Below are 20,706 nucleotides of genomic sequence, written 5' to 3' on the forward strand. Positions count from 1 at the left end.
AACCTATGTTAAGCAGTATTTCGGAATAGGATGCTGTCAGGGTGTAGTCGACGGTGAATTTGCAGGCTGGGGTCAGTCTGCGTCTGCGTTTGCCGTCGCCAACGACCGATAGAGCTCTATGCCGATGCGTACCCTTGCCATGCCCCCCCAGTCCCCCGACTCTCTTTCTCAGGGCGATCCGGATGGCGATCCCTCTGCCTTTGAACTGGTGGATATGGCCGCTGCCCTTGACCAGGGCACGGCCGCTGTGCCGCCGCGCCGGGCCACCAAATGGGTTTGCACGCGAGTGCTGACGGGCCACAGCAGCTGGGTGCGATCGGTAGCCGTGAGCTCCGACGGCAACTTTATCGTCAGCGGCGGCGGTGACAAAACCGTGCGGGTGTGGAACCTGGCTACGGGTCACACCATGCGGGTGATCGACAACCATCGAGCCTGGGTACGGGCCGTCGCCGTGAGCCCCGATCGCACCTGCTTTGCCAGCGTCAGCAACGACAACACCATTCGCCTATGGGATTTCACTACCGGAGAAGCCTGGGGCGAGATGGAGGGGCACACCAACTGGGTGCGGGCCGTCGCCTTTAGCCCCAACGGCAAGTACCTATTTAGCGGCGGCCAAGACCACAAAATTTGCGTTTGGCGGCTGCGCGATCGCACCCTTGTGCACCAATTCAATGGCCATACCCACTGGGTACGCTCCATCGCCGTTAGCCACGATGGCACTACGGTGATTAGCGGCAGCCAAGACCAAACCATTCGCCTCTACCGCATTCAGGGTAAGGGACACAACCACGTGCTCACGGGTCATACCGGCGAGGTGCTGGCGGTGGCAGCCAGTCCCAACAACTGGCTGCTGGCCAGCGCCAGCGCTGACTGCACCGTGCGTTTTTGGAAACTCAACAGCGGCCGCCAGACTACCTGCTTCAAGGCCCACCCGGCCCCGGTCAACAGCCTCGCCTTTAACCCTGATGGCAAGCTGCTGGCCACCGCCAGCAACGACAGCACCATTCGCCTGTGGAACATGGAGCAGGGCCGCCTAACGACCATTTTGCATGGCCACGAGGGCTGGGTTTGGGGAGTAGATTTTGCCCCCAACGGCAAAACCTTGGTCAGCGCCGGATGGGATGGCACCGTTCGTATTTGGCAAGAAGAGTGATGGTTTGGAGCGTTCTTAGTTTTGAGTTTTGAATGCGGTGCTTAACTCAACACTCAAAACTCTAAAGGCCTACCGTCGCTCGCACATACTCTCGGCGCATGGATGCGATCGCATCGATCGAGATTCCTTTGGGGCATACCGCCTGGCATTCGCCGTGGTTAGAGCAGTCGCCAAAGCCTTCGGCGGCCATCTGGTTGCTCATGGCTAGCACCCGCTGGTGACGTTCAGGATGGCCTTGGGGAAGCAAGGCCAGGTGAGCTACTTTGGCAGCGGTGAATAGGGAGGCTGAGGCGTTGGGACAGGCCGCGATACAGGCCCCGCAGCTGATGCAGGCGGCGTAGTCAAAGGCAGCATCGGCGTTGGCCTTAGGTACGGGGATAGCGTTGGCCTCTGGAGCTGAGCCGGTTTTGACGGAGATGTAGCCCCCGGCCATGATGATGCGATCGAGCGCGGCCCGTTCTACAACCAGATCCTTAATGACGGGGAAGCCCTTAGCCCGCCAGGGTTCGACAGTGATTTCGTCGCCATCTTTAAAGTGGCGTAGGTAGAGCTGGCAGGTAGCGGTCTGGGGCAGCCCACCGTGGGCTTTGCCGTTAATCATCACGCCGCAGGAACCGCAGATGCCCTCGCGGCAGTCGTGGTCAAACTCCACCGGCACCTCGCCCGCGTGAATTAGCTGCTCGTTGAGCACGTCGAGCAGCTCTAAAAACGACATATCGGGGTGGGCATCGGCCACGGTGTAGGTGCGGAACTGGCCAGGAGTGCTGGCATCGGTCTGGCGCCAAACCTTGAGGTGAAGTTGCATGGGAAGGCTGCTGCGGGGGGAATAAGGCTGCTAATTCTAGTGTAGTCCTCCCATCGGGCGGACGCCTTTCTAAAGTTCGCTTAGAAGGCTATTGCCTGCACGTTTTGGGATCTGGGGATGGATTTAATGACTTTTGTGAGGTTACTGGTCCCGAACCATTCTTCCTGGGAACTGGCCTACTGCAATGCCCCGAGTTGCCCCCGCCAGTGGTATAAATCATGCAGTTTTAACAAAGCAGCTATGGGCAAGAAGGCTGGCAATAGTTCTGGAAGTGACCGTCACGCCTACCGTGAGTTTGGCCCTACTGACCCCATGGCACGGGGCGTGCCCGATCGCGCCCCCAATCAGCAAACCGTGCGGGTGCAGGTCAGCCGCAAAGGGCGCGGCGGTAAAACCGTCACCATCATCAACGGGTTTCAGCACAGCCCCGACCAGCTTACGGCCCTGGCCAAGCAGCTCAAGGCTCAGTGTGGCACTGGCGGTACCGCCAAAGACGACACTATTGAAATTCAGGGCGACCATGCCCAAAAGCTAGTCGAACTCCTGGTGGCCAAGGGCTATCAGGCCAAACGGAGCGGAGGTTGAAGGGTATGGGCAAGATGGGTAGGGGATGGCGGCGATCGCTGCTAGGTTTCGGCGCGGCGCTGATTCTGGTATTGGGCGGCTCAGGGCTAACGCCTTTTTTGCCTAAGGCGGCAGCGACAGTTCCGTCTGAGGTAGCGGCTCAGGCTACTGGCTCTAAGCAGGAGTTAGGTGGCGAGGCGGATTCTAGGCCCATCCTGCCGCAGCCCGCTCTCCCACGGCCCGTGATTCCCATTGACATTCAAAGCCACTGGGCAAAGGACTGCATCACGGCCCTGGCTGAACAGCACCTGGTTACCCCCGACGCCAGAGGGCTGTTTTACCCAGATGACCCGATTCTCTGGGGCGACTACGTGACGCTGTTGAACCTGATTTCGCCTGCAGGGCCAGCTCAGGAATGGGCTAACCCGCTAGAGCGGGCGTTGGGGGCTCAGACCGCGCCCACGGTGGCAGCCCACTACCCCGATGCTTACTTTCAGCGCGATCGCCCTCTGGTTCGGGCCGAGGGCATTATGGCCCTGGCTACCAAGCTGGGCGGCAGCTACCAAATTGCTGCCAACACAATCATCAACGCTAGCCTAGAGGATGGCCGCCAGGTACCTGTCTACGCTCGCGAAGGGGTGGCCACTGCCCTCACCCAGGGCGTGGTGGTGAACTATCCCCAGAGCAACCGCCTCAACTCTACCCAGCGACTCACCCGCGGCGAAGCGGCAGCTCTGTTGTGCCGCGCCGCACCGAACCCTGCCCTGCGCCAGACGATTGACCCTGCCTGGGTGGTCCAAGCCCAGACTCCTGCCGTGGCCCCGCCCGCCCGCGAGACGCGCGGCGTGTGGCTGACTAATGTGGATAGCCAGGTGCTGTTTTCCACGGAGGTGCTGCAGGCGGCGGTAACCCGTCTGGCCGACCTCAACTTCAACACGATTTATCCGGTGGTGTGGAATTATGGCCATACCCTCTACCCCAGCGCCACCGCCCGGCGCGAGCTAGGGGTGAGTCAGCACCTCTACGGCGATCTGCGCGCGCCCGGCCCCGCTAGCGAAAGCGATCGCGACATGATGCGGGAGGCGATCGCCATGGGCCACGCCCGGGGCATGGCCGTGGTGCCCTGGTTTGAGTTTGGCTTCATGGCCCCCGCCAACTACGAACTCTACCGCCGCCACCCCGACTGGTTTACCCAAAAGCGAGTTGAGCCAGAGCCCTCTGAGGCAGAGCCCCTTGCCCCCCGCGATTCCAGGCGTCCGGGGGATGTGCCTAAGCTGGCCGCTGGTCTAGACGCTAAACAGGCTGCCAAGCTACCCCCCGCGCTGGATGCCCCCAAGGCGGGGGAACTGGCTCGCGAAAAGCACCGGGCCGACCAATGGCTTGCCCAAGACGACTTTCTTCCTGACCCTGACGTGGTGAACGACCCCGGCATTTGGATGGAGGGCAACGTGATTCCGCGCCGCTGGATGAACCCGTTTCACCCCCAGGTGCAGAAGTTTCAGCTAGAGCTGATTAACGAACTGGTCTCGAACTACGAGGTAGATGGCTTTCAGTTCGATGACCACCTAGGGTTGCCGGTGGACTTCGGCTACGACCCCTTCACCATCAACCTGTACCGGGCTGAGCACAACGGTCAGGCTCCGCCTAACGACTCCCAAGATGCCGAGTGGATGACCTGGCGGGCCGACAAAATTTCCGACTTTTTGGCCGAGGTTCACAAGCTGGTGAAGGCGCGGCGGCCCAATGCAGTGGTGTCGATTTCGCCCAATCCCTACCCGTTTGCCTTTACTAACTACCTGCAAGACTGGCCCACCTGGGTCAACCGAGGCATTGTCGATGAGCTGGTGATTCAGGTCTATCGCAGCGACCAAAACCGCTTTATGTGGGAGATGAATAAACCCTCGATCCAGGCGGCGCGGCGCAAAATTCCGGTGAACATTGGCATTCTCAGCGGTCTGCGATCGGCTCCGGTAAAGATGGACTTCATTACTGACCAGATGGCGGCGGTGCGCGATCGCGCCTACTCTGGCATGTCGTTCTTCTTCTACGAGTCGCTGTGGATTTCGCCACCGCCAGAGACCGCCGAGCAGCGGATTGGCAAACTCCAGCAAGCTTTTGCTAGACCAGCTACGCGCCCCAGTCTGTAGCTATTTCGGTTAGGACGACAGTGAGTATAGAACTGAATCTGACTGTTTGTTGAAATACAGCAGGAAGATAGCAGAGCTGCTTGAGTTGTAGGGCTATCATTTGATGCGTTTACCGCCTCATTGACCCAACCTCAATTGAGTAGAAAAGTGCTGGGCATAGCTGAAACGTCGACTTCGAAGATAACTTCTTGTCTCAGCAAACCTACGCGATACTATGGACGCTGTGCTCGGACAAGCTGCGTAACAGTAGCTACAGCCATAACAAAGGATCATCGCTGATCACCTAGTTTAAAGCACAACTTTTCAGCCCACCGCAAGGACTAGATCTATCATCTGCCTTGTAATCGCCTTGAGTTTGGCCATCTTAAACCAGAATGTTTGAGATGCTTACCATATCTTGTACTAATATTGAAGTTGTATTTTGCTCAATAAGCTATACATTAAGTGAAAATGTTGAGATCAGAAACAATATGTGCATACAAACAGCCCTCAGTCCACCTCAAGGGGACAATAAACAGTACACACACTAAAAATTAGACTTGACCCTGATTAGCAAGCTCTTTTAACTATCGTGGAGTACGAAAAATGGATAAAAGACTGACAGGTTGGTTGCCAGATAAGCCTGATATTAATGACTACAGTCTCAAAACTGATCAAATTAATGCCTTAGTTAGGCAAATTCAAATTTTGAGAGGTTTTGACAGTTTTCTTGAATCTCTTGAGGCAACATCTAATCCTCTCAGTGGCACTCCGCTTGCTAGGGTAGGAAAGTCTTTTCAAAATATACCGATCAAAGTCAAAGGAGTTAAAATTCCACTTCGAGAAGCTATTTCTTATCTGCGTAAGGATGTCGAAATTATTTCACGCGGCCTAACCGCTGGTATTGATCTAATCGGTGTCAGCCCAAACCCAAACGCTAAGAAGTCTGACTCTCTAATTCCTTTGATTCCCCCTATCAGTCCTAAAGCTTTTGATCTTTTTATTGAAAATAAAATCATTAATACGGACAACTCCAACGAAAAAAAATTCAGCAAATATAATGAAGAAGATTTGATAAAAGCTCGGCAAGTTCTTCATCAGATGGCACCTATGGCCAAGCATGGTAGAGGCCTTGCTTTAGAACAAAAAGTTGAAGAGCTAAGCAATCAATCATCTTTTGAATCCGATCTGTCTTTCAAAACTTTGAGGCCGGAAAATATCATCGAGATAAATCCGGTGACCATGTATAATCTGCTTAACAAAGAAGGATTGCCAAAAGCAGGAATAGCAGGAAGTTCACCCTCTGATACTCAACACGGGGAAAATTCAGTAGACAAGGTACCACCGCTTCGCATTCCTCTAAACGGCAACCTATCTAGCCAGCTTCGAGAAAAATCCGTTCAAAATTATATTTTGCCGGATATTGTCGACCTGAGCTATTGGTGTTCTCCGGTCAAGCTTCAGAAGGAATTCAACTCTTGTACTAGCCATGCTGTGGCTGCATTAGTTGAATATTTTCAAAACAGGCTTGCAGATCGGCCCACCTCCGACTTTACACCTGTATCGTTGTCGGCCCGGTTTCTTTACAAAGTTACTCGACATCTCAGAAAGCAAGAAGAAGCAGACAGAAGAAAATTAAAAGAAATACTAAAAGACGGGCTTTTGGCTGAGGAAGTCGATGTTGATCAGCGTTCAGAAGCTTTATTAAATACCTTGGATGACTTATCACTTAACTTCCTTGAGCAGCGCCGTAAAATAGTTGAAAATATAAAGGAAGAAAAGATTAATGAATTCCTAGTTGCTATGTTTGACGTTGGGGCCTCTATTCGTCAAACGCTGAAGGCGTTGCAATTGTTTGGAGCGCCGCTTGAACGGTATTGGCCCTACGACGTAGATATTTTAGACTTTAATGATGAGCCGCCCCCATTTTGCTATGCCTTTGCTCAGAGCTATCAAACCATAAAGTATTTTAGGCTCGACTCCCTTGATTTAGATAACGGAAACGGTGTGGAGGGTGAAGCTAAGAAAGAAGACCTCATTTTGACTCAGATAAAAGCCGTTTTGGCAGCTGGCTTTCCAGCTGTATGTGGATTCCTCTATGAATTTGGAAACAACGATGAATCTGGGAGGGTATTGCTGCCGGCAGAAGAGATAATTACAGCATTTAGCAAGTTTAAAGCTAACCCGAATCAAAAAATAAATAATGATGGCATAGAGATTTTTGGACATGCCGTTTTAGTGGTCGGCTACAGCGATGTTAAGGAGGCTTTTCTATTTCAAAACTCCTACGGAAAAGATTGGGGTGATGAGGGTTATGGTTGGCTTCCCTACGAGTTTGTGATGAAAGGTTTAGCTACCGACTGGTGGTCATTACTAAATTCTGAGTGGGTTGAAGTCGGAGATTTTGGCCTTGATTCCTCTTGGGGAGCAAAGCTGCCAAAAGGTCCTCCTAAAAATTAACTATAACAAACAGCGCCTCAGAAGTGCATCATAATCTCGCCAGAGAAATTTTCTCGGCCTTCAATAGTCCGTATTCCGGCTCAAGGGCAAGCTCTGCAAAGCTTTTGGCTCATGCCGACATTGACAACGCAGAATCCAAGAATATAGAGCGTTGATTTTTCTCTCATTGACTAATGGTGCACTTCCGGCACCTCGACCTTGACTTTAGGCAGCTTTCTTGATTTTATAGCTCTATGACAATCAAAAAATCGGAAATAAATGCAGATGTTTTTATTTCCTACTCTCGTAGAGATAAGGAGTTTGTCAAGGAATTGACGAATCGTCTTGAAGCGTGCGATCACACCTACTGGGTTGACTGGCAGGACATCTTGCCTCTGTCAGAATGGCGACAGGAAATTCGTCAAGGAATTTTAGACTCCAATAACTTTTTGTTTGTGATGAGTCCGGCCTCCTTAGTCTCCAAAGAATGCCTTAAGGAGTTGGAATATGCGATTTCATTTAACAAGCGATTAATACCCATCCTTTGCCAGAAAACTAGCGGTTGTAAAGTTCCAGCTTCCCTATCAAGCATTAACTGGATAAGTTTCATCGGCGATCATAGCTTTGAGCAATCTTTTCAAGAGTTGCTGCTCGCCTTCGATCGAGACTTAGACTACGTCAAAGCCCATACTCGGCTTCTAAAGCTAGCAGATGAATGGGTTCATCACCAACGGGATAACAGCTTTCTACTACGAGGCAGCAATCTAGAATCTGTTGAAACCTGGCTGTATCAAAAATCAAACTTATCCCCAGCTTTAACCCAACTCCAGCGAGACTTTGTGGCTACCAGCCGAGTAGCCGAAACCCATCGACAAAAGCGCGACATGCGTAATCAGAGAATTGTTTTAGGGTCGGCGATAGTAGCGCTGACAATAGTCTCTGCTTTAGGGCTGCTGGCCGAGACGCGCAAGCGGGAGGCCATTTCTCAAGAAATTACGGCTTTGAACTATGCGTCTATTGCTAGTTTGGCCCTCAAGACCCCCTTCGAGTCTCTACAGCAGGGGTTAAGGGCAACTCTTCAGCTCCAAAAATCGAAATGGATTAGGGGACCCTTACGAGCAGAAACGCTTTCAGCGCTAGCCCAAGCCGTGTATCGAGTGCAGGAGCGTAATGTTGTGGAAGGCCACAGCGACTGGGTTTACGGAGTTGAGTTTAGCCCTGATGGCAAGCTACTGGCTTCAGCCAGCCTAGATGGAAGCGTCAAACTCTGGCAACCTGATGGAATACTAATTAATACTTTTCAGGGGCCAGACGGTGGTGGTCTAGCGGATGTGAGCTTTAGCCCAGACGGGCAAACCCTGGCGGCAGGTGGCGAAGATACGGTTTACCTGTGGAGTACGGCGGGAGAACTGCTGAGAACACTGCAAGGCCATGGGGATTGGGTTTCTTCTGTGCGATTTAGCCCTGATGGCCAAAAAATAGCCTCCGCCAGTGCCGATAAAACCGTTCGGATTTGGCGGCAGGATGGTACTTCGCTTGCAACTTTAACAGGTCATGCTGGGCCAGTTACAAGTGTGAGCTTCAACCCAGTCACCGACACGTTGGTTTCGGGCGGTTTCGATAGCACTATTCGAGTTTGGCAAACCAATGGCACGTTACTTAAGACTATAGAAACTGAAGACGGTATTCTTGATGTGGCTTTTAGCCCTGATGGCGCAGCGATTGCAGCGGCAAGTAAGGATGGCACCGTTACTCTTTGGTCACCTGAGGGGAATTTACTCAGCCGGTTACAGCCTATTGCCAATGGAGCCTTGAGTTCGGTTAAATTTAGCCCCGATGGTCAATTTATCGTGGCTGCCGGGCAAGATCGCATTGTCCGCGTTTGGCGGCGCGATGGCACGTTAGTAACTAGCCTGCCGGGGCATCAAGACTATATCAACCATGTGGCTTTTAGCCCCAATGGCACCACAATCGTCTCGGCCAGCGATGACCTGAGCATACGTCTTTGGCAGTGGGACAACCCTTGGATAGAACAATTAAAGAGCCATAGCGATAGCATTAATGATGTAGGAATTAATCCTCAAACGGGGCAGATTATTTCAGGTAGTCAAGATGGCACGTTAAAGCTTTGGTCTCCCCAGGGGGAAGTTATAAAAACCCTAGAAGCAACCTCTGATCGGATCAATAATGTAGCAGTAAGCCCCGATGGTCGCTGGATAGCAGCGGTAGGGCAAGAATCTATAGCTTCCCAGATTGGCCTGGTGCAATTATGGAGTGGAACGGGAGAAGCCAGGGGTGTCATTGGTCGTCAGGGAAAATCGATCAATGCAGTAGCTTTTAGTCCCAATAGCCAGTCCATTGCCTCGGCTAGCGATGATGGCCTAATCCAAATTCGTGGGTTAGACGGGCAAATTCAGCAGACCTTTGAGCTAGGTGCTAATGCTTCTGTGGTTGAGTTCAGCCCCGATGGCCAGTTTTTAGCGGCCGGTGGCGTACGTGCATTCAAAGTTTGGCGACTGGCGGAAGCCGAACTGATTCATACCTATGAGAGTGCTAACACAGTTTATGATCTGAGCTTTAACCCTGATAGTCAAATTTTGGTTTTTGCCAACAGCGATCGCACCATCGGCCTCTGGCCACTGAATGAACCAGCACCTCGCTTTCTAGAGAAAAGCCACGAGGGCGAAGTGTATGCGGTGCAGTTTAGTCCCGATGGTCGGCAATTTGCCTCTGCTGGGCAAGACAGCACCCTTCGTCTCTGGAGTTCCCAGGGTGAAGCCATCGCCACCATCGGTAACCACGATGCCAGTATTAGAACCCTTCAGTTCAACGTCGATGGCTCAAAGGTCATTACGGGTAGTGACGACAACACGTTAATTATTTGGGATCTCAGTATCCTCAGTCTAGAAAAGTTAGTGCCGTGGAGTTGTAGCTGGCTGACGGGCTATCTGCAAAACAATCCGAATGTTGCCGATAGCGACCGAAACCTTTGCCAGGGGATCACCCCTTGGAGTCTTGAAACAACAGGCCCAGCTCTACAGTGATAATTGCTGCCAAAAAGTCATGCAGGTAGTTAAGTTAAATAGGTTGAAGAAAGGTGAGGTCAGTAATCTGTTTGACATCACCAGATTTCGCACCACAGTCCCTTACTCTGCCACTTACACACTGTAGAGCACCACATTCTCCTGCTCGTTGGGGTCGTTGCGAGACACGATCGCCTGCGCCGGTTCACTGTTGCTCAAATTGGTCGGCTGGTGGGGTACCCCCGGTGGAATGTAGAGAAAGTCGCCCGCCTCGTTGACTATGGTTTTCTTCAAACCCTCGCCGTAGGCCGTTTTGACTCGCCCTTGGAGAATGTAAATCGCGGTCTCGTAGTCTTTGTGGAAGTGGGGCTCTGCGGAGGCTCCAGGGGGAATAATCACCAGATTCATCGAAATGCCCTGCGAGCCCGCCGTAGCTTCGGAAATGCCGACAAAGTAGGGCAGCTTTTGCAGCGTTGCGGTGTCGTGCTGGGGGCGCACGGTAACAATTTCGGCATCGGCGGGAGTAAAAGCGGCTGAGTCGGCCATGGCGGTTTCCTCAAAAATGCGGTTTCAGAAGAGGTGGGTCAGGGGAGCGGGTTTGGCAATGAGACTTAACTTTCTCGTCGCCCACCAACACGTATCCTAAGGTTGCGTGGGGTCTAAGCACCGAACGCAGCTTGTTCAATGGGTGGACGGCAGCTAATTTCTGCGCAGACCCCTCTGCCTAAGCTCTATTTCCCAGTCATAACCCAAAATTCTTAGAGCTATGCCTAAAAAAAATCATTTTTCTCAAACCCTTGCGCTGCTGGGGCTGTCGTTACTTATTGCCACCACTGCTTGCACTAGTGAGACTACCGCTCCAGCCCCAACTCCCCCTGATGTAGAAACCCCTGCCGAGACCTCTACCGAAACGCCTCAGTCTGAGGAAGTTGGTTTGACGCTGACGGATGAAGGGCTACAGGTGATAGATTTGCAAACAGGCTCGACCACCCCCCTGGCCTTTGACAGCGACATGGCCATTGCCCTAGATGCTGTGACCCAGATTTTGGGCGAACCTGAGGAAGTCGGCGAGAACAGCGAGTGTCCCTCTGGCCCGCTGACGATCGCTAGATGGTCTAACGGTTTAGCGTTAAATGCTGCTGACGATACCTTTGTGGGCTGGGCTATGCAGTCTGGTGACGATGACACCGCTCTGACCACCGTTTCGGGCATTGGCATTGGCTCAACCCGCCAGGAGCTAGAAGAGGCTTACACCGTTGAGGTGATGGACAGTTCCCTTGGGGTCGAGTTTTCGGCGGGGAATCTCTTTGGGCTACTCACCTCACCCGAACCCACCGGCACCATTACCAATCTGTGGGCTGGGGTAGCCTGCAATTTCCGGTAGCGCGACCCACCAGAAGCCAATTGGAGGGAGCAACTCCTAACGTGACTGTCGAGGCGCAGGGCGGTTGACTCAGCCGCCACTGCGCAGGGAATGCCTTGTAGGATGACAGTATGCTCTCCTGATTAAGGCCCGATTGATGCGCCCTGAATATAGCCGCCCCGACCAACTGCCGGATAAGCCCCCTCCGGGCATGAGCCCTGAGAAATATGCCCGGCTCAAGGCAGAAGCTCAAGCGCCCTACAAAAGCTTGCGTAAGTTTGTCTATGTCGCTGTAGGGGCCTCTGGAGCGATCGGGGCGTTTGTCTTTTTTACCCAACTGTTGGCCGGGCGCGATGTGGGCAATGCTCTGCCCAACCTGGGGGTGCAGCTTGGAGTGATTGGGATTGTAATTTTGCTTTTTCGGCTAGAGAAGAAAGATTAGTACTCAACCAAGCTCGGTAGATCGAAAACAATCCTTCTTGACGAGATCTAGCGGTCTGGGGTTCGGGGTTTAAGGCAAGTCGTGCACCCTGAACCCTCGTCAACCTGTCAACTCCTATCCTGCCAATCTCCTTAACCGATGACATTGATTACCGTGCGCCCTGAGGGGCTCTACTGCGAAAAAGGCGGCTTCTATATCGACCCCTGGCGCGGAGTCGAGACAGCGCTGATTACCCATGCTCACAGCGACCATGCGCGATCGGGCTCGGCTCAGTATATTGCCACGGCGCAATCGGAGGGCATTTTGCGCCGGCGGCTGGGGGAAGACATTCAGCTCCAGGGAGTTGCCTATGGAGCACCGATTAAGTTGGGTGAAACCTGGGTGTCGTTTCACTCGGCGGGGCATGTGTTGGGCTCGGCTCAGATTCGAGTTGAGCACCGGGACGAAGTCTGGGTTGTATCGGGCGACTATAAACGTGGTGCCGACCCCTCCTGTGCCTCCTTTGAGGTGGTGCCCTGCGACACGTTCATTACTGAGGCCACCTTTGGCCTACCGATCTACCGATGGGAGAGTGGCGCTGAAACCACTCGTCAGATCTACGACTGGTGGCAGGGTGATCCTGAGCGGCCGTCAATTTTGTTTTGCTATGCCTTTGGTAAGGCCCAGCGGGTGCTGAGTGAATTGACCCAGCTAACCGATCGCCCCGTCTACGTCCATGGCGCAATTCACGTGCTGACTGAGATTTACCGCGAGCAGGGCGTAGCCATGGTGCCCACCATCTGCACCTCAGAGATGCCCCGCACCCACAGCTTCACGGGCGAGCTGGTGCTGGCTCCGCCTTCTGGCCACCGCTCTAGCTGGATGAAGCGGTTTAAGCATCCCCAGACGGCCTTTGCTTCGGGGTGGATGGCGGTGCGGGGAGCGCGGCGACGACGGGGCTACGAGCGCGGTTTTGTGCTCTCTGACCACGCCGACTGGCCAGGGCTGATACAAACAGTAAAGGATACGGGAGCTAAAACGGTGTACGTTACCCACGGTCAGTCAGACGTGGTGTCGCGCTATCTGCAAGAATCGTTAAACCTAGAGGCCATGCCTCTGGAGACGCTGTTTGAGGGAGAGGGGGATATTTAATGGCGACATCCTGGCTAGACGGAGCAATGGGCGGGCTAGCACTGCTAATTTTGCTGGGAGGTCTTTGGATGCTCTTGAGCGGTGTGGGAGACATGAACCGCTGAACCTGAGCGCAGGGCGGCGGTGACGTAGGCCACCAGTTTGCTGCCGCCGTAGAGCACGGTAATGGCAAACAAGCCTCCAGCTACCCAACCCTGGGCCCGCTGGGCAATCCACAACAGAGCTAGGACGAGGGCGATCGCATCTAACCCAAGCACATCAAGACGCGATCGCCAGCCTGCGGGCTGAATCGGCTTCGGGCTAGCAGGCTCTAAGCGAATGGAGGCTACCAGGTTAAACCCCAGCAGGCTGACCAAGATTAGCCCCATCCCCCAACCGAGATGGCCCAGGGCGGCTATGGAGAAGCCTGCCACTTGACCAGCTATTGTCAGCATGACCACACGACTAAAGTGGCCCAGGCGCGGATCGCGCGATCGCTGGCCCACTATATCTCCATGGCGCAGGTCTACCCGAGCCATATGGGCCTGCTCTAGACTCATCAACATCAGCGACAGAGCCAGCAGGCGATAGGGCCAGGGATGGGGCTGCAATGCCTGGTATAGCAGCCCAACCGTTGCGGGCATGAACAGGGCCGCGGCCCAAGTTGGAGATAGGGTCATAGGGAATGCACCGCTGGCTCAACCAAACGGATTAAGCATACCGCCAGACCGAGAAGTTAGACCTAGCTCTTGTGCCTATTTCGCAACAGGCTCAGCCTAAGAAAGGGAATTTGGCAGGATTTGGGAATGACAGACGCTCAACGGCGTTGTGCCAACTCCCGCCTCACGATCCTAGGTGGGCAGCAAACCGTTGAGGAGCGCGGTGGCAAGAAACGTGGCTCCAATACCGCAGATCACTAGACCGGCCCGCTGTACGAAAAGAGTTGTAGACCGTTGGGTGAGCTGTCGCCCGACCAAAAAGGCAGCGATCGCAAGCCCCATCTGCACTGCTGTAAACCCAGCGAGATAGGCCACCAACGGCATGGATTCTGCACCAAAAATGGCCTCGCCGTAGGCAAACCCATGGAACAGCCCAGCTAGCACTGCCAAGCCTGTGATGGCGCTACTTTGAGGACGGTTGCGTAGCGCAAGCAGCACCCCAAACCCAAGCACTGAGCCAGCAATCACAAACTCCACTGCCGGTAACGTTAGCTCTGCCAGGTGCAGCCCTGTGCCAACCATAGCCGCCAGCACAAAGGCAGCAGGAATGACGATTCCCCAGGTGCTAACGGCTGCCAGTAGGCCCACAGCAACCACAAAGGCCACATGGTCGAGGCCAATAATGGGGTGAGCCAGTCCCGACAAAAACCCCTCAGCAAAGTTAGCGGGCACTCGGCCCCCGAGCGGATGGTGGGCCAGGCTGGGCAGGGGCAGCAGCAGCAGGGCGGCGATCGCGCCCCCGATGCTACGACCTATCCGCTTCTGCGAAAAACCAGTCTTAATTGATTCCAAAGCAGTAAAGCGATAATTCATCCGTACCTCGCAGACGAAGAAAGAACAGTGGAAAACAGACCTGCGATCGGCGGGCATTCTGGCTCAGCGTCTTGGTGTTGGGCGAATACCCCCTCAACACCAAAACAGCTTTACAGCTGCGGGACAGCGGCAGACTTGCACTGCACTTTCCCCCTTGCCTCCAGTGGCTGATCCCCACCGGAACCGACAACGCCCAAGCATCATAGCATCGGGTGAATCTGGCCCCGCCGCTGGTTTATCAATAGTCATCTGGCGCACCACACGCAGCCAACGCCTTACCTAGGTGCGCTAGCATCGAGCAAAACCTACCCCTGCCCCCAATGGTTTCATCGTCTCGTCTGGCTCGGCAAAAAGAAATTATTGAAGTGGTGCTCGGCAACGGCTGGGACTACATGCGGCAGCTATTGGTGGGAGGCAAAGCCGATGAGCCCGAGATTCCGCCCCCCGCGGTGCTGCGCAACATTCTCACTGACCTGGGGCCGGTCTACGTCAAGCTAGGGCAGTTGTTGAGCACCCGCCCCGACCTCATGCCCCCGGCCTACATTGAGGAGCTCAGCAGCCTACAAACCACCGTACCGCCGGTAGACCCTAAGGAGATCGAAGCTTACATTCGCCAGCACCTGGGCAAGCCTCCCGAGGAGCTGTTTGAACGGCTGGACTATCAAGCGATCGCCGCCGGTTCCATTGCCCAAACCCACAAGGCGCTGCTCAAAGATGGTCGGCAGGTCGCTGTGAAGGTGCAGCGCCCCGGCATCGAGCGCCAGGTCGAGCGCGATATGACCCTAATTCGCGACGTTGCCCGGCTGGTGTCGGCTACCCAGTTTGGCCAGCGCTACAACGTAGTCGATTTAGCTGAAGAGTTTGCCGATGCCATCAATGCTGAACTCGACTTCACCACGGAGGCGGGCTACACTGACCAGCTGCGCCGCAACCTGTCTAAAAGCGCCTGGTACGACGCCAACCAGCTGATCGTGCCACAGATCTACTGGGACCTGACCAACACAAAAATTATGACCATGGAGTGGCTGGAGGGCACCCCTCTGCTCAAGGCCGATTTGCTGGCCGAAGATGCCCACAGCGATGCCGTTGGTCTGCGATCGGCCGCTACCACGCTGCTGTTTCGAGCCTTCTTCAAACAGTATTTTGTGGACGGGTTTTTCCACGCCGATCCCCACCCTGGCAACATTTTTTACTTGGAAGATGGTCGCCTAGCCCTGCTCGACTGCGGCATGATGGGCCATTTGGATCCCCGTACCCGTAACACCATAACCGAGATGGTGCTGGCGATTGTTAACTGCGACGCCCAACGCTGCTGCCAACTCACCCTACAGCTGGCCGAACCCCTCAAACCCGTCAACCTGGCTCGCCTAGAGAGCGACTATACCCGTCTGCTAGGCCGCTATTACGGTCTTAGCCTAGAGCAGATCAACACCGCCGAAATTTTTGGCGAAATCTTGGCGGCGGGCATTCGCAACAACCTGCGCTGGCCCGCCAACGTGGGGTTGTTCACCAAATCCCTCGCTAACCTAGAGGGAGCGGTCCGGCAGTTCAATCCCGGCGTCAACCTGCTCGAGGAGGTGCGCCCGCTGATGGCCGATCTGTTTCGCCAGCAAATGGTGGGGGATGACCCCTTGCTGGCGCTGCTGCGCACGGGGCTAGAGTTTCGTAACCTGTCACTGAGTTCGCCGCGCCAGCTAGGCTTTTTGCTCGATCGCCTCAGTTCAGAGCAGCTCAAGTTTAGCCTCAGCATTCAGGGTGTAGACGACCTGCGCCGCAGCCTGGATGAATCTTCTAACCGCCATTCCTTTAGCACCGTAGTGGCAGCGCTGATCATTGGGGCGGCGATCGTGTCCACGGGGCAGCAGACATCCCAGGGGCAGATCTTGAGCATTATCTTGTTTGCGGCGGCTAGTTTCTTTGGGCTGTGGCTGCTGTTTAGCATTGTGCGACCGCGACGGCGACGTTAGGCCCGCTCAGCGGTTAAAGCGTCTGCGGTTATGAGTCTGCTAAGCCAAGATGACAGATCAGCGAAGGTTTAAGGTGTACGGTTCAAGGTAGGTCGTGAACCATACACCTTAAACCCTGAACCTATGTGGCTCCTGTCACAATCAACTTGGTTAGGTGTTAAGCCCTCTGAGCTTTGTACTTATCTTTAAACAGCGCCTGCTGAATTTTGTGATCGACGATGGGGGCAGGGTAGTCGCCGCGATCGCGCTCCGCAATCTTTCCCATCACTAGTGCCCCCGTATCTAGCGACCTGAGCTCCGGCACCCATTGGCGAATGTACTCGGCTTCGGCATCAAACTTTTGGGCCTGGCTGGCGGGGTTAAAAATTCGCAGCGGTTTGGGATCCATGCCGCTAGAGGCGCTCCACTGCCAGCCGCCGTTGTTGGACGACAGGTCACCGTCCACCAAATGCTGCATAAAGTATTTCTCGCCCCACTGCCAATTGACAATCAGGTCTTTGGTGAGAAAGCTGGCCACAATCATACGGCAGCGGTTGTGCATCCAGCCCATTTCGTTGAGCTGGCGCATAGCGGCATCGACAATTGGATAGCCGGTGCGCCCCTCACACCAGGCGGCAAACTGCTCTTCATCGTTCACCCAGGGAAAGTCCTTCAACTGGGCTCGGTAGGGGCCCTTGGCCAGCTCCGGGAAAAAATACATCACGTGCTGGTAAAACTCGCGCCAGGCTAGCTCCTGCTGCCAGGTTTGCACGCCGCTACGGGTTTCATCGCTGCGACTTTGTTGGTAGGTGGCCTCGGTGGCGGCCCACACTGTGCGAATGCCCACGGCCCCAAACTTCAGCGCCGCGCTGAGCCGCGAGGTGCCATTTACAAAAGGAAAGTTGCGCTGCTCGTCATAGTCGTCAATAGCGCGGCTGCCATCGCAAAACTCCTCAAGCCGCTCCAGGGCACCCTGCTCCCCCGGTTCAACGGGAAAGCCATTTTCCCAGGTAAAGCCTAAATCTGCGGCGCTAGGCAGGTCGATACAGCCCGCTTTTTTGGCGGCATCTACTTGCTCGGCACTGAGAGGTTGCAGCCCCTCCGGTGCCGGCAGGGGCGCTGCCTTAGAGCGCTTCACCCAGTTGCGCCAGAAGGGGGTATAAACCGTGTAGGGTTCGCCTGCCCCAGTTTGAATGTCTCCAGGCTCGTGCAGCAGCTGATCCCAAAAGGTGGTGCGAAACTCAATGCCGGCTTCTTTGAGAGCCTCGACAACCGCCGTATCGCGCTGGCGTGAGTAGGGCTCTACATCACGGTTCCAGTGAACGGCATCGACTGCTAGCGCTTTGGCTAGAGCCGGAATCTGTTGGCGGGGATCGCCCTGAAGAATGAGCAGCTGGCCGCCTGCTTGGGCGTAGCTATCCCGCAACCGCTCTAGACAGCCAATCATGTAGGCTACCCGCGCCGGGGCGACATCACCGTTGTCGAGAATGCCGGGATCTAGGCAGAATACACCGACCACCTGGGGGGTGCGATCGCGGGCCGCTGCCAGTCCCACATTGTCCCCTAGGCGCAGATCGCGGCGGTGCCAAAACAACAGTAAATCGACCATGAATGCAGCTCACCCTTGCTCAGCAAACCGATTCAGTATAACGACATTAGCTCCTCGGGTTAGGCAGCTTTTATCATGGGGCAGCACCCGTTTGTAGGCGGCTCACTTTAAGGAGATTAACCATGCTGCAAAATAAGCAAATCATTATGCGCACCTTCAATGGCTACCTCGACTTTGTTACCGAGAGTCAGCCGGCCGTGTCGCCCGATGTGGCCTGTCAAGTGGCAGCCCTGCTGACCCAGGCCGAGTTCAATCTGCAAATGTCTGAAAATAGCCGCAAGTCTTAGGTCGTAGCAAAGAGGATTTTGACGGGTTTTGACGAGTTGGGTTTAGGGTCTAAGGTTCAGGGTTTAGGGCAGGTCATGCACCTTAAACCCTAAACCTTGCACCTTGAACCTCGACTGACCAGTCGTCTTTAACTTGACAGGCTACTTCTTTGGCTAAGGGCATCGGTGTCACTGAGCTGCTGTTTGATTTCGCTGCTGGGGTGGCCCGAGCGTTGGGCTGCCCTACTTTTTGTGAACAGTTATTAGAAAAGCTATGCGCGTTTGATCGGGCGATCGCCACTGTCTGACGTTTGGGATCCTAACAGGGTATAAGCAAATCAACCCATTACTTATCGGTTTGATTACGAATCCCGTTCAACCAGGGGCGAAAAAGGCAAGACAGGCTTCAGGTTTTCCCGTAGTATCAAAGTTGTGTTAGGTCTGCTCAGAGCAAATCCTGGAAACCTTATCCGAAGGGTGTTCTGTAGCCTAAAGATCGATCTGCAATCTGTATTTGACGAGAGGATAGCACCATGGCAACCTACAAGGTTACGTTGATTAACGAGGCTGAAGGGCTCAACCAAACCATCGACGTCGATGACGATACTTACATTCTTGACGCTGCTGAAGAGCAGGGTCTAGACCTGCCCTACTCCTGCCGGGCTGGAGCTTGCTCCACCTGTGCTGGCAAAATCACCGCTGGCACCGTTGATCAATCTGATCAGTCCTTCCTGGATGATGACCAGATCGGCGCTGGGTACGTGTTGACCTGCGTTGCCTACCCCACCTCCGACTGCACCATCTTGACCCACCAAGAAGAAGAACTCTACTAGGTCTGAAGTGCCTAGCCTCGCGCGGCGGGGTTAGGCCTCCAAAGGGTTTTCCTAATTAAAGAGGGATGCTTCGTCGACGAAGCATCCCTCTTTTGTGTAATTGGTACTCTAGGCGGGTCGGAGGGTTACTTCGCCGCCGCGATACACTGCTCTACCAGAGCAGACACCTTATCGACATTCTGCCAGCCGAGAATTTCGGTCACCTTCTTCTCCAGATTTTTGTAGGAGCGGAAGAATTCAGCGATTTCGTCGAGGCGGTGGGGAGCCACATCGTCCAGCGATTTGACGCTGGTGTAGCGGGGATCGGCAGCGGGCACGCAGAGAATTTTCTCGTCGCGATCGCCGCCGTCAATCATCTCCAGCATGCCGATGGGCCGCGCTGCTATCACACAGCCGGGGAAAGTGGGCTCATCCATCAGCACCATGCCGTCGAGGGGGTCGCCATCGTCAGCTAGGGTATTGGGCACAAAGCCGTAGTCGTAGGGATATTTCACCGACGAAAATAACACCCGGTCGAGAATAAACGCGTTTAAGTCTTTATCAAACTCGTACTTGTTTTTGCTGCCGCCGGTAATCTCCACCAGCACGTTGATCAATCCAGGCTCAGGCTGAGCTGGAATACGAGATAGGTCCACAACACTACTCCAATCAATAAAAAGCTGAATGTACAGGACAGAAGAAGGCTCAAGCCTCCCCAGCGCACTGCTAAGTACGGTCGCCAGGCTTCCGCAAATGCCCTTCCGACATAGTATTTTACGGGGCAGTGGCCCCTTTTCCGCATGGTTTAGCCCACCGACCCCAAACAAATCAGCGGCTTTAACGGGAGCGACTCCCCTGCGTGAACGCCCCAACAGTGCGTCCTAACTATGCTCTGGGCATTGCCCTAGCGCCCCGCTGAAGCTGGTACCGAGAAGGTCGGGGGCTGTTCTAGTTCTGCCGTCGCCGCTGAAAAATGGGCGACTACAAACAGTGGCAGAGTTAGGGTTAGTACCGCAATTAAAACGCCCAACACGTTAGATGAAGGACTAGGAGGTTCCCCCGCAGGGGTATCCGGTTGACTGACAGAATCCATACAGTGAAATAACAGAATTCAACAAGGGATACAAATCTGAGGTCGAGGCCAAGGCCTAGAAAGCTCAGACCGTCCCATATATCCAACCCTCGTAGGTAGACTCGGTTGAGACTACCACCGGCGTGTACTCATCTTGGATGAGAGTATCGACGATCTCGAAGTGGAAAACGGTTCCATCGAAACTATATGCAAGGTTATAGCAATCGATCCATGACATTGATCACTCCAAAGGCTTAACCTTTGGCCAAACCAAGCCCACAGGTTTAAACCAATTCTGAATCTAGCATTCCCGACGGTTGAGGGAAATTACGGATATCCCTCTGAGGGTAGAGAGAGGGATGGGGGGATGAGGAGGGTAGGGGAGGTAAGGAGGACGAAGGCCAGGAGGTTAGAGGGTTTGAGTCAACAATGTAACGTTTTTGA

At 54.3% G+C, this 20,706-nt stretch carries 18 protein-coding genes and 1 riboswitch; of the genes, 11 read left to right on the forward strand and 7 right to left on the reverse strand.

Going from position 1 to position 20,706, the window contains the following annotated elements:
* Positions 1-118 precede the first annotated feature (118 nt).
* Positions 119-1,153: a WD40 repeat domain-containing protein gene (locus H6F59_RS20270; RefSeq protein ID WP_190704690.1), complete on the forward strand. Its 1,035-nt coding sequence runs from the start codon at positions 119-121 to the stop codon at positions 1,151-1,153.
* A gap of 61 nt (positions 1,154-1,214) precedes the next feature.
* Here H6F59_RS20270 and H6F59_RS20275 read toward each other — a convergent pair whose 3' ends face one another.
* Positions 1,215-1,958 carry a succinate dehydrogenase/fumarate reductase iron-sulfur subunit gene (locus H6F59_RS20275; protein ID WP_190704693.1) on the reverse strand — a complete coding sequence of 248 codons (744 nt, stop codon included), beginning with the start codon at positions 1,956-1,958 and terminating at the stop codon, positions 1,215-1,217.
* 240 nt (positions 1,959-2,198) lie between these two features.
* Between H6F59_RS20275 and H6F59_RS20280 the strand changes: the two genes are divergently transcribed.
* The 4 genes from H6F59_RS20280 to H6F59_RS20295 all read left to right on the forward strand — a co-directional run bounded on the left by H6F59_RS20280 (position 2,199) and on the right by H6F59_RS20295 (position 10,131).
* Positions 2,199-2,543, forward strand: a complete 345-nt coding sequence (locus H6F59_RS20280; protein WP_190704697.1) for a translation initiation factor — start codon at positions 2,199-2,201, stop codon at positions 2,541-2,543.
* A gap of 5 nt (positions 2,544-2,548) precedes the next feature.
* The gene (locus H6F59_RS20285; RefSeq protein WP_190704700.1) at positions 2,549-4,669 is read left to right on the forward strand and encodes a glycoside hydrolase family 10 protein; all 2,121 of its coding nucleotides are present in this window, start codon (positions 2,549-2,551) and stop codon (positions 4,667-4,669) included.
* A 585-nt stretch (positions 4,670-5,254) separates the two neighbouring features.
* Positions 5,255-7,108, forward strand: coding sequence for a C1 family peptidase (locus H6F59_RS20290; RefSeq protein ID WP_190704704.1), 1,854 nt, complete (start codon positions 5,255-5,257; stop codon positions 7,106-7,108).
* A gap of 233 nt (positions 7,109-7,341) precedes the next feature.
* Positions 7,342-10,131: a TIR domain-containing protein gene (locus H6F59_RS20295; protein ID WP_190704707.1), complete on the forward strand. Its 2,790-nt coding sequence runs from the start codon at positions 7,342-7,344 to the stop codon at positions 10,129-10,131.
* 114 nt (positions 10,132-10,245) lie between these two features.
* Here H6F59_RS20295 and H6F59_RS20300 read toward each other — a convergent pair whose 3' ends face one another.
* Positions 10,246-10,656, reverse strand: a complete 411-nt coding sequence (locus H6F59_RS20300) for a cupin domain-containing protein (RefSeq protein ID WP_190704711.1) — start codon at positions 10,654-10,656, stop codon at positions 10,246-10,248.
* A gap of 220 nt (positions 10,657-10,876) precedes the next feature.
* On the opposite strand from H6F59_RS20300, the gene H6F59_RS20305 reads away from it, so the two are divergent.
* The 3 genes from H6F59_RS20305 to H6F59_RS20315 all read left to right on the forward strand — a co-directional run bounded on the left by H6F59_RS20305 (position 10,877) and on the right by H6F59_RS20315 (position 13,046).
* Entirely contained in the window at positions 10,877-11,494 is a 618-nt protein-coding gene (locus tag H6F59_RS20305) for a hypothetical protein (RefSeq protein WP_190704714.1), read from the forward strand.
* 136 nt (positions 11,495-11,630) lie between these two features.
* Positions 11,631-11,915: a DUF3493 domain-containing protein gene (locus H6F59_RS20310; RefSeq protein ID WP_190704718.1), complete on the forward strand. Its 285-nt coding sequence runs from the start codon at positions 11,631-11,633 to the stop codon at positions 11,913-11,915.
* Between the two features lie 138 nt (positions 11,916-12,053).
* Positions 12,054-13,046 carry a ligase-associated DNA damage response exonuclease gene (locus H6F59_RS20315; RefSeq protein ID WP_190704721.1) on the forward strand — a complete coding sequence of 331 codons (993 nt, stop codon included), beginning with the start codon at positions 12,054-12,056 and terminating at the stop codon, positions 13,044-13,046.
* A gap of 44 nt (positions 13,047-13,090) precedes the next feature.
* On the opposite strand, the gene H6F59_RS20320 is transcribed toward H6F59_RS20315, so the two are convergent.
* Both H6F59_RS20320 and H6F59_RS20325 read right to left on the reverse strand, forming a co-directional pair.
* Complete coding sequence (locus tag H6F59_RS20320; RefSeq protein WP_190704725.1) at positions 13,091-13,705, reverse strand: hypothetical protein; 615 nt, start codon at positions 13,703-13,705, stop codon at positions 13,091-13,093.
* A 171-nt stretch (positions 13,706-13,876) separates the two neighbouring features.
* Positions 13,877-14,557 (reverse strand): HupE/UreJ family protein, encoded by a 681-nt coding sequence (locus tag H6F59_RS20325; RefSeq protein WP_190704728.1) that lies wholly within the window; start codon positions 14,555-14,557, stop codon positions 13,877-13,879.
* Between the two features lie 30 nt (positions 14,558-14,587).
* Positions 14,588-14,760, reverse strand: a riboswitch (cobalamin riboswitch).
* Between the two features lie 117 nt (positions 14,761-14,877).
* Between H6F59_RS20325 and H6F59_RS20330 the strand changes: the two genes are divergently transcribed.
* The gene (locus tag H6F59_RS20330) at positions 14,878-16,524 is read left to right on the forward strand and encodes an AarF/ABC1/UbiB kinase family protein (protein WP_190520606.1); all 1,647 of its coding nucleotides are present in this window, start codon (positions 14,878-14,880) and stop codon (positions 16,522-16,524) included.
* 157 nt (positions 16,525-16,681) lie between these two features.
* Here H6F59_RS20330 and H6F59_RS20335 read toward each other — a convergent pair whose 3' ends face one another.
* On the reverse strand, positions 16,682-18,112 hold the full coding sequence (locus tag H6F59_RS20335) for an FAD-binding domain-containing protein (RefSeq protein ID WP_190704731.1): 1,431 nt from the start codon (positions 18,110-18,112) through the stop codon (positions 16,682-16,684).
* 122 nt (positions 18,113-18,234) lie between these two features.
* On the opposite strand from H6F59_RS20335, the gene H6F59_RS20340 reads away from it, so the two are divergent.
* Both H6F59_RS20340 and H6F59_RS20345 read left to right on the forward strand, forming a co-directional pair.
* Positions 18,235-18,399 carry a hypothetical protein gene (locus tag H6F59_RS20340; RefSeq protein WP_190520610.1) on the forward strand — a complete coding sequence of 55 codons (165 nt, stop codon included), beginning with the start codon at positions 18,235-18,237 and terminating at the stop codon, positions 18,397-18,399.
* A 512-nt stretch (positions 18,400-18,911) separates the two neighbouring features.
* Entirely contained in the window at positions 18,912-19,211 is a 300-nt protein-coding gene (locus H6F59_RS20345) for a ferredoxin (protein ID WP_035992149.1), read from the forward strand.
* 125 nt (positions 19,212-19,336) lie between these two features.
* Here the strand turns inward: H6F59_RS20345 and H6F59_RS20350 are convergent, their stop codons facing one another.
* Both H6F59_RS20350 and H6F59_RS20355 read right to left on the reverse strand, forming a co-directional pair.
* On the reverse strand, positions 19,337-19,846 hold the full coding sequence (locus H6F59_RS20350; RefSeq protein ID WP_190520611.1) for an inorganic diphosphatase: 510 nt from the start codon (positions 19,844-19,846) through the stop codon (positions 19,337-19,339).
* A 248-nt stretch (positions 19,847-20,094) separates the two neighbouring features.
* A complete protein-coding gene (locus H6F59_RS20355) occupies positions 20,095-20,283 on the reverse strand; it encodes a hypothetical protein (RefSeq protein WP_190520614.1) in 189 nt (62 codons plus the stop codon).
* Between the last annotated feature and the right edge of the window lie 423 nt (positions 20,284-20,706).

This window comes from Nodosilinea sp. FACHB-141 (assembly GCF_014696135.1).
Classification (GTDB): Bacteria; Cyanobacteriota; Cyanobacteriia; order Phormidesmidales; family Phormidesmidaceae; genus Nodosilinea.

Excerpts from the sequence above, each read along its gene's own strand:
- H6F59_RS20330 (WP_190520606.1), top strand. The coding sequence starts at position 14,878 with ATGGTTTCATCGTCTCGTCTGGCTCGGCAAAAAGAAATTATTGAAGTG.
- H6F59_RS20345 (WP_035992149.1), top strand. The coding sequence starts at position 18,912 with ATGGCAACCTACAAGGTTACGTTGATTAACGAGGCTGAAGGGCTCAAC.
- H6F59_RS20340 (WP_190520610.1), top strand. The coding sequence starts at position 18,235 with ATGCTGCAAAATAAGCAAATCATTATGCGCACCTTCAATGGCTACCTC.
- H6F59_RS20285 (WP_190704700.1), top strand. The coding sequence starts at position 2,549 with ATGGGCAAGATGGGTAGGGGATGGCGGCGATCGCTGCTAGGTTTCGGC.
- H6F59_RS20300 (WP_190704711.1), bottom strand. The coding sequence starts at position 10,656 with ATGGCCGACTCAGCCGCTTTTACTCCCGCCGATGCCGAAATTGTTACC.
- H6F59_RS20295 (WP_190704707.1), top strand. The coding sequence starts at position 7,342 with ATGACAATCAAAAAATCGGAAATAAATGCAGATGTTTTTATTTCCTAC.
- H6F59_RS20290 (WP_190704704.1), top strand. The coding sequence starts at position 5,255 with ATGGATAAAAGACTGACAGGTTGGTTGCCAGATAAGCCTGATATTAAT.
- H6F59_RS20310 (WP_190704718.1), top strand. The coding sequence starts at position 11,631 with ATGCGCCCTGAATATAGCCGCCCCGACCAACTGCCGGATAAGCCCCCT.
- H6F59_RS20305 (WP_190704714.1), top strand. The coding sequence starts at position 10,877 with ATGCCTAAAAAAAATCATTTTTCTCAAACCCTTGCGCTGCTGGGGCTG.
- H6F59_RS20280 (WP_190704697.1), top strand. The coding sequence starts at position 2,199 with ATGGGCAAGAAGGCTGGCAATAGTTCTGGAAGTGACCGTCACGCCTAC.
- H6F59_RS20270 (WP_190704690.1), top strand. The coding sequence starts at position 119 with ATGCCGATGCGTACCCTTGCCATGCCCCCCCAGTCCCCCGACTCTCTT.
- H6F59_RS20355 (WP_190520614.1), bottom strand. The coding sequence starts at position 20,283 with ATGGATTCTGTCAGTCAACCGGATACCCCTGCGGGGGAACCTCCTAGT.
- H6F59_RS20320 (WP_190704725.1), bottom strand. The coding sequence starts at position 13,705 with ATGACCCTATCTCCAACTTGGGCCGCGGCCCTGTTCATGCCCGCAACG.
- H6F59_RS20335 (WP_190704731.1), bottom strand. The coding sequence starts at position 18,112 with ATGGTCGATTTACTGTTGTTTTGGCACCGCCGCGATCTGCGCCTAGGG.
- H6F59_RS20325 (WP_190704728.1), bottom strand. The coding sequence starts at position 14,557 with ATGAATTATCGCTTTACTGCTTTGGAATCAATTAAGACTGGTTTTTCG.
- H6F59_RS20275 (WP_190704693.1), bottom strand. The coding sequence starts at position 1,958 with ATGCAACTTCACCTCAAGGTTTGGCGCCAGACCGATGCCAGCACTCCT.
- H6F59_RS20315 (WP_190704721.1), top strand. The coding sequence starts at position 12,054 with ATGACATTGATTACCGTGCGCCCTGAGGGGCTCTACTGCGAAAAAGGC.